A 13,858-nucleotide genomic window follows, 5' to 3' on the forward strand; every position below is an offset into this window, starting at 1 on the left:
CAATCGAGGAAGTCACTCTAACGAAGTGACTCTCTGTAATTTGTTCGCAGGGTCTTCTACGAGGGCGATATGGTCTACTTCTGTAATATCCCTCAATTCTGTAATGCACATCTCGCCGTTGTACGCTCTACCTTTGATGTGGGGACATTGGGAGTATTCCTCGTCGCAGATAGAGCAAATAGCAGTACCCGTCTTCATACCGGGACTGGTGAACAACTGGTCAGGGAACAGTAGTTCTTCGATGGTGTTCAAACGCCGATGGTATTTTCGCATACCAAGCTTTTCTCCCAACTTATCGGCTTGTAACGCATTCTGGGAAGCAAGCTGTGCATGAACCATATTGTCCCACGCTGACCCCCACTCCTCATTTCTCAAGTCGTTCCACATCTCCAACTCGTGTTGCCAACACTCCAACGTCAGTTCTATCGAGAGTATTCTATTAGCGCATTTAGAAGGGGCATCAGACGACTGAACCTGAGATTTGTATTCTTCTGCAACCGAGAGCAGTTCCTCAATCTGAGACAGTACCTTGTCTCGCTTCTCCATGTCCCGTGAGAGATTATTTACTGAAAGGACATTCGAGGATACGTCATCAATCGCCTGTAATAGGTCGCTTGTCTGCGGTTGCATCATAATCGGCGTAGTCTTAATCATCCGTCTCGCTATCGGTCATCTCATCGACTTTTTCTAAGATTGAGTCGATCTCGTCTACTGGCCCTTCGTAGTCCAACTCAGTAACACTCCCATCCTCATTCTCGATCAAGAGAGACATTTGCGCTTCTCCATCAACTGCCGCTCTGGAGTAGTGGTCTTTAATGAGCTGAATCAGGGTGAGGACTGTACCGGGATTGTTCTTTAGGAACTCGTAGGTAACGTGAAGGCCCCCCAAGAAAACCTCCGTACTCTTTAGACGGGTAGTGTCCAGTTCCTCGTAGTCAACAAAGGTGTCTAACTCAATACCTTCCTCCTGAGCTAATTTGTTCACCGTAATTGCGCTATCGTGGTACGACAAATCCGATTTCGAGTCAGCGCCTTTCAACCCGACAGGGACGAATCCGATCTCCACATCAGTATCACAATCAAGCTCATCAGCTTTTTCTCGAACATTGAACCCTTCTTCAATAGATAAATTCTGGTGCATATCCTTGCGTTTGCTGGAGAATCGTCATAATGCTATCGCAGGGCGATTTCCTGCTTTAGGCTCTCCAGCGCACTTTCAGCAACGGACTGGTCTTTACAGCCTGTAATCACTACCTTCCCGCTTCCAAAAATCAAGATCACGCAATTGTGTTCCTCGGGCCTGTAAATCAGACCGGGGAATTGCTCCGGCTCGTACTCAGTCCGGTCTAATCCCAACTGGATAGCGACTGCGTTGAGATTCTGCTCGCCCTCAAGCTTCCCCGTACACACGACGTTCTGTATTGAGAATCCCGTATCTTCGGGTGATTTGATTGCACCGAGGTCAGCCAGTCGGGTGAGTAGGAAATCCCGCGTCTCGTAGATTTCATCAATATTGTCGGCTCCGTAGATGATGAATTTGCCCGTTCGATAGACCGTGATCGTGGGCTTGCCCTCGAAGCGGAGATACATCCCCGGATAATTCTCAGGGTCGTACTCGGCTTCACTCCCAATCTCCAAGCTAAGTTCCTCTAAATCGAACTCAGAGCTAACAGCACCCGAGCCGACGACGTTTACGATTGTTACCTCATTCATTCCAAAGACGACTCGTTTAGAAGACTTCGAGGTAGTCTTCTATGACTTCCTGTTCTTCGTCGGTTAGGTCGAACATCTCGTACACCGTTTGGTCGATCTCGGCTTCAAGCTCCTCGATGCTTGTCTCCTCAACGGTCTGCCGGTCGGCTTCCAGCGCCTCCATAAGCTGTTCAACTCCGCCCTGAGTGTCGGGAATTGGTATCGTCTGCTCCTCGCCGCTTTTCATATTCCGCCCATCGACGGCGGCTTGAACGTACTTTGCTCGGAGTTTACGCTCCTCCCTGTCGCCCTTGTCCATCAGCGGGGCGGTGATTTCGTCAGAGCGACCGGCAGTTACAGCGAACCGGCCATCGGCCTTTTCTTGAATATCAGCGTTCACAGGGTAACGCCGAGTTTGCCATTCGTAATTGATGTAGGCGAGACTGCCATCATATCGCTCAAGATACGCCTCAGGGAACCGATCAGTCCGAGTACCTGTGTCTATTAGGTCGGTGATGTTCGAGATCGTTTCTTCGAGTTCTTGCTCCAGACGGCTCTCTGCGTTGGTTATACACGGGAGCTGTTCAACGTACTGAGTCCTGTACGAGTAATATCCTCCCGCTTTAATGACTGCGATATGCTTGAAGTAGAAGTCAAGAGCTTTCGAGTTTAGCTGGCTGACGATCTCCTCGGTCTGATTCCGATAGCTCGGTTCCAGAAGTGCGCCATATCCGGTCGTGAAGTACCAAGTACCCACTTCATCCAGCATATAGGTGGCACGAGAGCAGATTTCAGACTGGATGATTTTGGGATTCTCGTACAGTTCGAGGTTTTTCGGATAGATGTACCCATACCAGTCGTCTTCGCCCTCCATACGACCGCCCTCTCTCCCCTCCAACTCCTCTCTGTAATGGAGGAAGAAGTCCCACGTCTTCGGTAGTTCCTGTTCGAGATAGTCTTGCGAATATAGCTCTGCGTCAACGATCTCGCCTTCATCATCCCGGATTACGCGGTACGGATGAACGACGTGACGGCCCGACCACTCCCCACGCCACCGTCCGATTTCATCTCCTTGAAGGAATGGTCGAAGTAGCTCCTTCTCGATTTCAAACTCGTTACTCCCTCCAATCGGGCTAGTAGTTACTGTACCCTCGGTGTCCTGCGATTCAACCCGGTCAGCGTCCAGCACGTCTACGATATAGATTTTGTTGGCGCTGGTTCGGATTCCTTGGAAGACTCCCTGAGTTACGTCCTTAATTTGGTTGTCTCCGTTCTCCGCGAGTTTGTTGAACACGGAGAGTTCTTCGGGGGGCATCAACGCCCAATATTGACTACTCAGTTGGGCCTGCGGGAAGTCGAACACGTCGATATAATCATCCGAGTATCCCGGCTCATCCCGGTGTTCGCGTACTGCCTCGATGATTTCCTCATCTACTGAAGGCCCGCTATCCTCATTGACGTTGCCTTTGACTCTCACGCACCGGATTTGGTTTTCCTTTCTAACGTCTTCATCCGGTTCGTTCTCCACGATAACAATAGCAGGATAGTTCGTAGCGTCCTCGAATACCCCTGAATCACGGAAGTCATACACCTCATCGAGTCGGGTTTCTCGGAGTAGGACTCGACGAATCCCCTCCCCATAGTCCGTGACCATGAACTGATTTGGAGTAATGTATCCGAGCTTCCCACTCCCTTCCTTGAGGAAATCAAGTCCTCGCTCATAGAACGGACAGTAGAGATCGTAATTCCCGGTGGTGGACTCGTAGAGCTGTTCCATCATCGCCTTTTGCTGGTCGGGGAGATGCTGGATTCGGACGTATGGCGGGTTCCCAACCACGTAGTCGTAGTCCATGTAGTTCTTCACAACGAGGGACAGTACGGTGTCCTCGAAGATTTTGAACAGCCGACCGTCTCCGTGTTCTACTCGGAGATAGCGGACGGTATCGAGAATGTCGTCTACGTAGGGTGCGAAGAACCCCTCGATGCCGTCGTACTCTTGGGTCGTGTAGCGGTAGATGCCTTGCTCAAGCCCGCCACTATACTCCCACGTTTCTTCCTCCATATACCACTTAACAACGTCGAGAACGCCCTGAAGCGCCGCGAAGTATTCATCGAAGTTTCGGATATTGGCGTTTAGTCGAGCGGTATCGTATAGGGGCATCCGAACCCGCTGAACGAGGAACCCGTCTTCTGTCTCATCAACCTCGTCTTCGTCCACTTCCACCGGGAGAGGAACGGGAATCTTCACGTCCTGATTGTCGTCCGTCACCCCATCGAGAGTCATCTGCTTCTGCCCGTCGTCACCGAGGTCGATTCCGGTCAGCTCACGCTCGTTTCGGAGCGTGTCCGTTCGGTAGATGGGGAGACGACGAATCGTGAAGTCGCGGTTCTCCTCCTTCGCATCTCGGTACTGTGGGAGAATGGCGACCATGAATCGAATCTGTGCCATCAGCACCGCGAACGGGTGAATGTCCAGCCCGACGATGTGCGGACTCGTACAGAGGTCGATGAGATGCTTCTCCCAATCCGGGTCGTCGTTATACCGCTCCACGTCCTCTACATAGCGGTCAATCGCCTCAACGAGGAATGTACCTGAACCACAGGACGGGTCGATGAGACGTTCACCAGATACGCCCACATCGTAGTCAACCCCGTCCATAATGTAGTCCACGACCTCTTGTGGGGTGTAGAACTCACCGAGGGCTTTCCGTGTCTCGGGGTCGAAGTAGTGCTGGTAGAGGTCGCCCAATAGGTCGCCTTCAATCTCCGAGAAGTCGAACTTGAGGACGGAGAAAATGATGTGGGCGATTGCGTCACTAAACCGATCTCGCGTAGCGGGGCTGATTCTCGTGACCTCACCAGTACCCTTAGCAACGTCCTCGAACTGACTGGCTCTCGTCGCGTGCGTGCGTGTCATTTGCTCCGCGAAGCCGTCAGTCCACCAGATGAAGATGTCGTCCTCGAAAAGACTCTGAACGAGGTGTTCTTCCATATCCTCGATCAAACCGTTGGCGGCGACGGGATAGGCGTCGAGGCTAATATCGTTCCCGAACCCTTGGAGTCCTTGGAAGTATTCGTCCATCCCGTTGTACGCCGTATTTCGGAAGAACTCGTGGTCTTCAGTCGCCTTCGCCAGCAGGACTCGGGCGAGAAGGGCGTGACCACTCTCCAGACAGAACATGAAGTCCCGAAGGGTGTGTTTCCCGTCGATGAATGGTTCCCACGACTCCGGGGTTTCATCGGGTTCGCTGGCGTAGCTGGCTTCCCAAAAGTCGTAGGCCCCCTTGACGAATTTTGCTTCTCTCTCATCTCGTAGCTCCACCAACAAGTCCATCATCGCGGTAACGAGATCAGCGAAGGGGCTGTTCTCCTCTAACCGGAAGGTATCGAAGAAGTGTTCCCGACCGAGTTCCGTATCGAGTTCCACTTCATCGAGTCGGGAGAGAAATTCGTCTACACTCTGTGGGTCAGTAATGTCCCACTCCGGCTTTTCGAGAGCGTGGGCAATATCGGCGGCGTCACTCTCGGTGGCTTCGCTAAGAGCGAAACCAGCCATTCGAGTATGGCCGTCTCGCCTATACAGTCGGAACTCCTGCCCGTTGGTTAGCACCCCGTAGTCGGCTTTCAGCTCATCGACGTAGTGGAATAGTTGGTCTTCGTGCGGGGTGAGATCGCGTCCAGTCGTCTTGAACTCGTAGACGACGGTGACTGACTCGTTATTGTCCAGAGTTACGTAGTCGGGCCGTCGGTCGTCGGGAAGCGTCCACTCACTACGGAGGTCGTGGCCCGTTCCCTCGTATCCGAGATGAGTGTAGAAATTCTCGTTGAGAAATGCGTTCTCAACGTCCTTTTCGGTCATATCCTCATCGAGCCGGGAGGCAATCCCGTGGAGGGCATCAAGAATCGCAGACGTGTCGGGCATAACAAACCCGAGACAGTCGCACATTAAAAAGGTTGCATCAACCGGAGTAACTACTCAATAGGTGGCCTGAGGTCACGCCAGCGCAGGTCGATGGTGTCCCCATCGTCCAGATCAACACGATAGATTATATCGTCGCGTTCGTCCCCTGTCGTGGTTCCGGCGTCGTCTTGAAGTACCGAAACGACAGTCCCGTGTTCGCCGTGGAGTCGGTGGTCGGGGTCAGTCTCATCGGGAATATCGACTCGGACTCTATCCCCCTCGATGAATTGGGGCATCCGTCTATCCCTGTAAGATTTCCATAGACTCAGAATCCGAATATCCGTGTTCGTTCCTGAGGTGTTCCAAGAAACTCTGAGGGCTGGTTGTGACGCCCGTTTTGTAATAGTCACAGTCCGGGCAATCATACTCCGGTTCGAGGCCCATCTCCACTTCCTCGGGCTTCTCGGAGTCTCCGCCCTCGATGGAGGGGTCGCTCGGCCCGACCATTTCGAGATCGCCTACGCCAAGCCGTTCACCGTACTGGGACTTTGCCCAGTCGTAGATTGCGTCCTCGAACTCATCGAACGCTTCATCGGAGTATTCTGTATCCGTGCTGTAAAACTGAATCCACTCCTCAGCGTCCACGTCGAATCCTAATGCGTGGATTCCATCATCGCCAATAAACGAGATGATGAACGCTTCATCCGACTCTGGACGGATACAATACTCACGAGCCTGATCTTCCATACTGAGAACTTCACGCTTTGTGAGAGGACGCGACGGGAGGGAGTCAACTGTCTCTGTCATTATAGCCAAGTGGTCGAATCAAGGCCATAAAACTGTCCGACCTGTTCAACCCCTCGATGCGGTGAATCAGGAGAAGATTTCTTCGGGAGGGATGTTGCCGTTGAGGTGCTGTTCCTTCTCCCACTCGATCTCGCCAGCGACCTTCCCGAAGATTTCTGCGGCGATTGTTCGGTCTTCGTAGTCGCGGTTGGGGTTGTCCTTGATGTGTTCGAGTTCGTGTTCCAAGAACGCGAGTTGTTTCGGGGTCAACTCCATATAAAGAACCACACCCCGTGGGTATATAAATGATAGTGCTTAGCTATACGACTTCTTCGAGGCCGCCGAAGTCATTTGTCTGAGTGCTGAAGATGAATAGAAGACAGTCGCCATTATGGAGACTGATCTTCTGGAGATGGATGTGGTCTAAATTCCCATTCCGCTCCAGAACCTTCTCTCGAATCCGTTGGTTGCGCTCTGAATCAAACCTACCCCCATCAATAGGCTTGATTTGCTGTTGTTCTTCATCAATCCCGCCGACTAACAACCGCGTATCGCCGTGAATTTCCTTCGAGATTCGATCTGCAATTTGGTCTTCATCCTCTACGCTGGTAAACCAGTCCCGCGCTTTGAACTCGATAACCGTATCTTCAGCTTGCAGAATGACCCCTTCAGCATCCAAGCGTTTCGCGTACTTCTCCGCTAATTGATTGAAGAAGTGACTGAGCGGCGATTCAACCCATTCTGAGGCGACGGAGAAGATTACGTAAGAGAGAATACTGGTGAGCTGATCGCTGGTTCCAGCCTTCTGGATTCGCTCGTAAACGAGATTCAGCTTTTCCAAGTCTTCAGCTTCCGTCTCGTTGAATATCTGGAAGCTACCGACCCTGAATGCGTCTTTTGAAAACGGCCTGCCAGCGTGGTAAATCTGCGTCTCTGTTCCATCGTTGAACTGCCGAACGAGGTCAACGAGCCACGATTCTGCTATCTCAATTTTGTTGCTGGCGAAGGCGATATTGAAATCGTCATGCTCTTTCAGAACGAGGTTGCGTCCGTTCTTACCTTCGGTGACGCAGTTTTTGTTGTCGTATAGCTTCGACTGGAACGGCTCCATCGAGCTTGCGACTTGATTGAAGTGTTCCCGATAGGACTTGACCTCGTAGTAGAGACTGTGGAAGTCTTGTAGGAACTCCTCTGTATCGTCGTACAACCGATTTCCGAACTTCACCTGTGTCACGCTATACTCGTTATTCGGAGTTCGTAGTACCCCCTCGATGAGTTCGTATTCACCTTCGGGTAGGAGGAATTTCTCCTCAAACTCATCTCTCGTGTATTGGAACGCGCAGGTTGAGCTATCTATCTCGGTGAACACTTGCACCTCGCCCGCATCTCTGTACGCGATTTGAGTGTCACTAATACCGAGCCAGCCGGAGAGAGATTTTGTCTGGTGGCGCTCGTAGTGTCGGACGATGGTTTCTCCGTCCTGCTGGCGGAACTCGGCGTACTTGTTCACGTTGTCGGTGTCAAGTAGCCGTTCGATCACGTCGACGTTCTTGGTGATCGACTTCTCTTTCGAGTCGGTATGGCAAATGAAGATAGAATCGGCGGTTACGATGAGGACAGCGTATTTTCCTTCTTGACGGGCGCTGGTCATCATATTGCTACAAAAGTCGTTGACCAGCATTGCACAGCTCTGGTCGTCATGCTCAGGGTAGGTGTCGAAAATCGCCTCGATGAGCATTTCTGGGTTGGGTTCCATATCCAACTCCGAGAAATGGTGTTCTCCAGTCTGCGCCTCGAATCCATCGAGAACTTCGTTAAAATTCTGAACCGGCTCTGATTCGGTGATTGTCCGGTTGTGGAGGTCGGAGCTTTGTATCTCCCGATAGTAGACGTAGATCGGGCTTACACTTCTCTCAAAGAGATGTGATTGCTCCATAGACGATGTTCTTCGCTATGGATTTTGTCGGCGTCAAGAAAAAACTTGGTAGTTGACTGATCTTCAGTTGGTAGAGGCTTCTCGACGTGAAATTTGGAGGTATCTCGGAGGGTGGGGATGGTGAATGAACCACGCGACCACCACTCGAATTTGGGGATATGAGGTGATACTGGCACGGCACACGGGGCTACAACCCCCCGTTTTTTATAAGTAGAATTGGTAGTAGAGTGTAGAGAAGCACGCATCGTGGGGCCTACCGGCAGATTTAGCCCCTTTACCGCCGCCGCAGGCGGCTACGGAAGCGCGTCCTTGGTAAGGACGAGACCCCGAGTTCAAATCTCGGCCTAGGCTTGTTCTGCCGTTCGTCGTCGTGGCCGCATTCACCACGGTTATGACGCGGGTTGGTGTACCACGACCATGGACTTCGACTCCGTCTCGACGGTGACCGTCGATTCGTACAGCACGCTCGTGGACATCGGTTCGCAGGAGGCGGTGCTCGAAGCGCACGTCGACGGCCTCGACGACGCCGAGAGCGTCTCGCAGCTGTGGCGCGCGCAGTACCTCCAGTACTCGATGATCGCGAACGACATCGACGCCTACCAGCCGTTCTGGGAGCTCATCGGGCAGGGCCTCCGATACGCGCTCGAAGCGAACGGGTACGACGTGCCGAAGGCGACCCGCGACGAGATCCGGCGCACCGTCTACGAGGACGAGCTGTCGATCTTCGACGACGTCGAGGACGGGATCCGCCGGATCACCGACCTGGGGTACGAGGTGTACATCGTCTCGAACGGCTCGCCGGAGATGCTGGAGCACCTGGTCGCGGCGGCGGGCCTCGGCGACGTCGTGACGGACGCGATCAGCGCCGACGAGGTCGAGACGTACAAGCCCGAGGCGGGGATCTACGAGCACGCGGCGGAGCGGACCGACACGCCGATCGGCGAGATACTGCACGCCTCCGGCGGTGGGATGCGGGACGTCTGGGGCGCGAAACACGCCGGCATGTCGGCCGCGTGGGTCTCCCGCCCCGGGAAGACGCTCCCGACGGAGGAGCTGGGCCCTGACCCTGACGTCGTCATCGAGGGGTTCCACGACCTCGCGGACCGGCTGGAGTGAGGGCGATCGGGTCCGCCCGGACGAGTCGGGCCCGACGGTATCGCTGACGACCGACTGCGCGCGCAGCCGCAACGTCGATACCTGTGGGCGACCACGCTCCGGTCATGACCTTCGCCGACCTGTTCGAGCGGGCCGCCGCGCACGACGCGACCGAGGACGAGGTTCGCGTCGCGCTCGCGGATCGCCGATCGGGCTCCGAGAACGAGGGTGCGTCCGACGACGACGCCGAGAGCGACGCCGATCCCTCCCCCGTCGACCGCGAGCCGAGCCCCGCCCGCGTCGTGGTCGACGCCGACGTCCTCGCGGCGGACCTCCTCGTCGGCGGCGCTGCCCGCGAGGCGCTCGACGCGCTACGCGCGCACTCGTGGACGACGCTCGTCGCCAGCGACGCCCTCCTCGACGACGCCGAGGCGGTGATCGCCGCGCTCGCGGACGCCGGCCTCGCGGCCGACTGGCGCGACGCGGTCGAGGCGTGGCGCGAGCCGGTGGCGCACCCGGCGGGCGACCACCCGGCGCTGGCCTCGGCGTACCGCGGCACCGCGATGCAGGTGGTGAGCCTCGACCCGTCGCTCACGGGGGCGAGAGCCGCCGCCGGGCTCCGCGACCGACTTCCGGTGAGCGTCCGGGAGCCGCGGGCGTTCGCGGCCGTCTTCTCGGCCGAGAAGCTCTACCCCGAGGCCGTCGGCGGCGAGTATCCGGGTCCCGACCGCGATCCGCGATCGATGGCCCCGGTCGGCGCCGGCGAGGACCAGCACCGATAAACGAGCGCCGAACCGACTGATGATAATGACCGATTCGGACGCGATCGCGGGCGAGGGGGGCGGCACGGAGGGGCTCGCCGAGGGCGACGCCCCCGAACTGCCGGCCGACCTCGGCGCGGTCCGCGAGGCGCTCGTGGAGTGGTACGAGGCCGACCACCGCGACTTCCCGTGGCGGCGCACCGAGGACCCCTACGAGGTCCTCGTCAGCGAGGTGATGAGCCAGCAGACGCAGCTCGATCGCGTGGTGCCCGCGTGGGAGGACTTCCTCGACGAGTGGCCGACGACGGCCGACCTCGCCGCCGCCGACCGCGGCGACGTGGTCTCGTTCTGGTCCGACCACTCGCTCGGCTACAACAACCGCGCGAAGTACCTCCACGAGGCCGCCGGACAGGTCGAGGACGACTACGGCGGCGAGTTCCCGGAGTCCCCCGACGAGCTGCAGGAGCTGATGGGCGTCGGCCCGTACACCGCGAACGCGGTGGCGTCGTTCGCGTTCAACAACGGCGACGCGGTCGTCGACACCAACGTGAAGCGCGTGCTCCACCGCGCGTTCGCGGTCCCCGACGACGACGCGGCGTTCGCGCGAGTCGCCTCCCTGGTCATGCCCGACGGCGAGTCCCGCGTCTGGAACAACGCGATCATGGAGCTCGGCGGCGTCGCCTGCGGGACGACCCCCCGCTGCGACGAGGCGGGCTGCCCGTGGCGCGGCCGGTGTCACGCGTACGAAACCGGCGACTTCACCGCGCCCGACGTGCCCGAGCAGCCGAGCTTCGAGGGGAGCCGCCGGCAGTTTCGCGGGCGTGTCGTCCGGACGCTCGGCGAGTACGACGAGCTGCCGTTGGACGAACTCGGTCCCCGAGTCCGGGTCGACTACGCGCCCGACGGCGAGCACGGGCGCGAGTGGCTCCGCGGGCTCGTCGACGACCTCGACGACGACGGGCTGGTCGACGTCGACGAGGGGGCCGACGGGCCGGTCGTTTGTCTCAGGGACTGAGTCTCCGGGTTCCCGCCCGCCGTCTCGATACGTGCCGAACGCGTGAACCGTCACCCGTTTATCACCGGGGACGGAATAGAGGGCCATGAGCGAGACCGTCGATTCCGACCTCTACGCGCGGACGAAGGCCCTGCTGGAGCCGGGCGACATCGAACTCCTGGGCTGTATCGTCCACACGACGCTCGGCGGGCAGGAGGACCTCGAGATGCACGAGCTCACGGTCGCCGCCAACGACGTCATCGCCGAGCACGCCGGCAAGGGCGAGGCGTACATCGAGGCCGGCAACGACGACACGAGCTTCTCGTCGAACCAGTTCCAGGGGCTCACCCTCGACGGCGAGGAGTTCGTCTGGGAGTGCCAGCAGCTCCTCCGGGACGGCACCTTCGACCTGGTGTTCTACTACGAGGCCGGCGTCGACCAGGCGGTGCTCGCCGACGACCTCGCCGCGCTCGACGACGTCGAGCGCGTGACGCAGGTGCCCTGAGGCGGCGAACTTCGAGGCTCCCGTGAGCGATACCGTCCTCGTCCCCGGCGGCCGCGACGTGCGCGCGAGCCTCGACACCGCCGCGGGCGACGGCGACACGGCCGGTTTGGACCGGGACGGCGACGCCCGCGCCGACGCGGTCGTCGTCGCCTGCCCGCCCCACCCCCAGCAGCGGGGCCACCGCGGCGACGAGCGACTGCGGGCGGTGAGCGACGCGCTGACCGACCGCGGGGTCGACTGCCTCCGCTTCGACTACGGCGACTGGGACGAGGGGTACGGCGAGAGCACGGACGCCGACAACGCGGTCGCGTGGGCCGCCGAGCGCTACGAGCGCGTCGGGCTGTTCGGCTTCTCATTCGGGGGAACGGTCGCGCTCGTGACGGCCGCCTCGCGCCCCAGTCTCGCCGGCGTCTGCGCGCTCGCACCCACGGCCCGGCTGAACCCCGACGTCGACGCGGTCGCGGCGCTCGACGACCTCGTCGATCTCGGCGTGCCGGCGCGGATCCTGTACGCGACCCGCGACTCGACGGCCGACTGGGAGCCCGTCGTGGAGCGGGCCGAGGAGCTGGGAATCGAGACGAGAGCGTTCGACTCCGACCACTTCTTCGTGGGGCGTGCCGGTGACGTGGGAGCGGACGCGGCGAGCTTTTTCGCGCCGCGTCCGGGCAGAAGCGTATAAACGGCAGTCGGTTATCGCCGTGCTAACGGCCGGTGAACGAACTGGCACATATAAGCCCCACACGGGCGACAGCTACCATTCGTGGTCTCTCCCCTCAATACGTTGAAAGGCCGGATCGCAGGGCTCGTCCCGGCGCGAGCGTATCCCGTACTGAAGGGCGCACGCGCGTCGGTCTTCTACGACCCGGATCGGGTCAAGGCCCCTCACGGAAGGGACTCCGTCCCGGAGACCCTCTCGACGGAACACGTCAGAGACGCCGAGGTCGTCCCGTCTCGAGAGGAGATGCTGGAAGCGTTCCCGCAGGGCGGACGCGTCGCGGAGTTGGGGACGGACGAGGGGGATTTCTCCGAGCAGATCCTCTCGATAACGGACCCCGACGAACTGTACTTGATCGACGTCTGGGAGTCGACGGAGTTCAGCGACCGGAGCGTCGAGGAGGTGAAAACCAGGTACGCGGAGCAGATCGCGGACGGAACCGTGGAAGTCCTGCCGGAGCGACCGGACGTCGCCCTCGAACGCTTCGAAGACGGGTCCCTCGACTGGGCGTACATCGACACCACCCACACGTACGAGCAAACGCTGAACGAGCTGCGGATCTGCAGAGAGAAAGTGAAATCCGACGGCGTCATCGCCGGACACGATTACTGCCTCGGTGACGTCCCCGAGGGGCGGCGGTACGGCGTCATCGCCGCGGTTCACGAGTTCTGCGCGGAGTCTGAGATGGAGTTGACGTACCTGTCGCTCGAAACCCACGGCCACAGCAGCTTCGCGATAGAGCGGCTCGACTCGTAGCGTGGAAATCGCCGGTGTGCCGAATACGGCGGCTTCGGGTGCCGTCAGTTGTAGCCGCGCCAGCGACGTCCGCACTCCTTGCACTTGAAAAAGCGCGTCGGCGGCTCGTCGGCGGCCCCGGTCTGTTTGATCGTGTACCACGCCTCGCCGTGGCCGCACTCGTCGCAGACGACGTCGGTCGCGGTCGGCTTCCCCTCGAAGTTCGCGCCCTCCTCCGTCTCGATCACCTCGTCGCCGGTCTGTTCCGTGGTCGACTCGAAGTCGGCCGCGAGCGCCTCGTCGCGCTCGGCGGTGCCGCCGCAGTCGTCGTTCTGACACACCATCTCCCCGTCGACGGAGACCATCATCGAGCCGCAGTCGTCACAGAACTGCATATACGCGTCGCGTACGGTACGGAGCGGTTTAGCTCCCGTGACTGCGCTCTAGACGAGGACGGATACGGAGCCGGATTGTGACGTGGTTTCCTCAACGACACGGGGACGACCTTCAAAGCCCCAGCCGCGCTCGGCTCCCACAGCTCGCTGCGGTCCTCGGTCGCTGCGCTCCCTGCGGTCCTTGCGTCGCTGGGGTTCGCCGAGCGCGGCTGCCCCTTTGAGTCCCACCCCGCACCGCAACCGCACAGCACCTCACGCCTCCCCAGCCTCGTCGCTGGCGCCGACGGCGCCAGCGACTCCCTCGCGCGCGCTCCTCACGCCCGGTGGGCGCTCGGAGGCGCGC

At 58.7% G+C, this 13,858-nt stretch carries 15 protein-coding genes and 1 tRNA gene; 7 read left to right on the forward strand and 9 right to left on the reverse strand.

What is annotated here, in order from left to right; all coding sequences use genetic code 11:
* Positions 1–12: 12 nt before the first annotated feature.
* The 8 genes from FGM06_RS03830 to FGM06_RS03865 all read right to left on the reverse strand — a co-directional run bounded on the left by FGM06_RS03830 (position 13) and on the right by FGM06_RS03865 (position 8,315).
* Positions 13–546 carry a hypothetical protein gene (locus tag FGM06_RS03830; RefSeq protein ID WP_144797713.1) on the reverse strand — a complete coding sequence of 178 codons (534 nt, stop codon included), beginning with the start codon at positions 544–546 and terminating at the stop codon, positions 13–15.
* A gap of 100 nt (positions 547–646) precedes the next feature.
* On the reverse strand, positions 647–1,141 hold the full coding sequence (locus FGM06_RS03835) for a hypothetical protein (RefSeq protein WP_144797715.1): 495 nt from the start codon (positions 1,139–1,141) through the stop codon (positions 647–649).
* 32 nt (positions 1,142–1,173) lie between these two features.
* Positions 1,174–1,713: a TATA-box-binding protein gene (locus FGM06_RS03840; protein ID WP_144797717.1), complete on the reverse strand. Its 540-nt coding sequence runs from the start codon at positions 1,711–1,713 to the stop codon at positions 1,174–1,176.
* 16 nt (positions 1,714–1,729) lie between these two features.
* The gene (locus tag FGM06_RS03845; protein ID WP_144797719.1) at positions 1,730–5,614 is read right to left on the reverse strand and encodes an Eco57I restriction-modification methylase domain-containing protein; all 3,885 of its coding nucleotides are present in this window, start codon (positions 5,612–5,614) and stop codon (positions 1,730–1,732) included.
* 50 nt (positions 5,615–5,664) lie between these two features.
* Positions 5,665–5,889 (reverse strand): hypothetical protein, encoded by a 225-nt coding sequence (locus FGM06_RS03850; protein ID WP_144797721.1) that lies wholly within the window; start codon positions 5,887–5,889, stop codon positions 5,665–5,667.
* Between the two features lie 4 nt (positions 5,890–5,893).
* Positions 5,894–6,400: a hypothetical protein gene (locus FGM06_RS16185; RefSeq protein ID WP_206668663.1), complete on the reverse strand. Its 507-nt coding sequence runs from the start codon at positions 6,398–6,400 to the stop codon at positions 5,894–5,896.
* Between the two features lie 66 nt (positions 6,401–6,466).
* The gene (locus FGM06_RS03860) at positions 6,467–6,655 is read right to left on the reverse strand and encodes a hypothetical protein (protein WP_206668664.1); all 189 of its coding nucleotides are present in this window, start codon (positions 6,653–6,655) and stop codon (positions 6,467–6,469) included.
* A gap of 43 nt (positions 6,656–6,698) precedes the next feature.
* Complete coding sequence (locus tag FGM06_RS03865; RefSeq protein ID WP_144797725.1) at positions 6,699–8,315, reverse strand: hypothetical protein; 1,617 nt, start codon at positions 8,313–8,315, stop codon at positions 6,699–6,701.
* A gap of 282 nt (positions 8,316–8,597) precedes the next feature.
* Here FGM06_RS03865 and FGM06_RS03870 point away from each other — a divergent pair.
* From FGM06_RS03870 to FGM06_RS03900, 7 genes are all read left to right on the forward strand, one after another.
* A tRNA-Thr gene (locus tag FGM06_RS03870) sits at positions 8,598–8,666 on the forward strand.
* A 66-nt stretch (positions 8,667–8,732) separates the two neighbouring features.
* A complete protein-coding gene (locus tag FGM06_RS03875) occupies positions 8,733–9,431 on the forward strand; it encodes a haloacid dehalogenase type II (RefSeq protein ID WP_144797727.1) in 699 nt (232 codons plus the stop codon).
* Positions 9,432–9,535: 104 nt separating this feature from the next.
* Positions 9,536–10,192, forward strand: a complete 657-nt coding sequence (locus FGM06_RS03880) for a DUF7384 family protein (RefSeq protein ID WP_144797729.1) — start codon at positions 9,536–9,538, stop codon at positions 10,190–10,192.
* A 25-nt stretch (positions 10,193–10,217) separates the two neighbouring features.
* Complete coding sequence (locus tag FGM06_RS03885; protein WP_144797731.1) at positions 10,218–11,186, forward strand: HhH-GPD family protein; 969 nt, start codon at positions 10,218–10,220, stop codon at positions 11,184–11,186.
* Between the two features lie 85 nt (positions 11,187–11,271).
* Complete coding sequence (locus FGM06_RS03890; RefSeq protein WP_144797733.1) at positions 11,272–11,670, forward strand: DUF5778 family protein; 399 nt, start codon at positions 11,272–11,274, stop codon at positions 11,668–11,670.
* A 22-nt stretch (positions 11,671–11,692) separates the two neighbouring features.
* Entirely contained in the window at positions 11,693–12,349 is a 657-nt protein-coding gene (locus FGM06_RS03895; protein WP_144797735.1) for a CocE/NonD family hydrolase, read from the forward strand.
* 81 nt (positions 12,350–12,430) lie between these two features.
* The gene (locus tag FGM06_RS03900) at positions 12,431–13,141 is read left to right on the forward strand and encodes a class I SAM-dependent methyltransferase (RefSeq protein ID WP_144797737.1); all 711 of its coding nucleotides are present in this window, start codon (positions 12,431–12,433) and stop codon (positions 13,139–13,141) included.
* A 44-nt stretch (positions 13,142–13,185) separates the two neighbouring features.
* On the opposite strand, the gene FGM06_RS03905 is transcribed toward FGM06_RS03900, so the two are convergent.
* Positions 13,186–13,515 (reverse strand): transcription factor S, encoded by a 330-nt coding sequence (locus FGM06_RS03905; RefSeq protein ID WP_144797739.1) that lies wholly within the window; start codon positions 13,513–13,515, stop codon positions 13,186–13,188.
* Positions 13,516–13,858 lie beyond the last annotated feature (343 nt).

Source organism: Halorubrum depositum (assembly GCF_007671725.1).
GTDB lineage: Archaea > Halobacteriota > Halobacteria > Halobacteriales > Haloferacaceae > Halorubrum > Halorubrum depositum.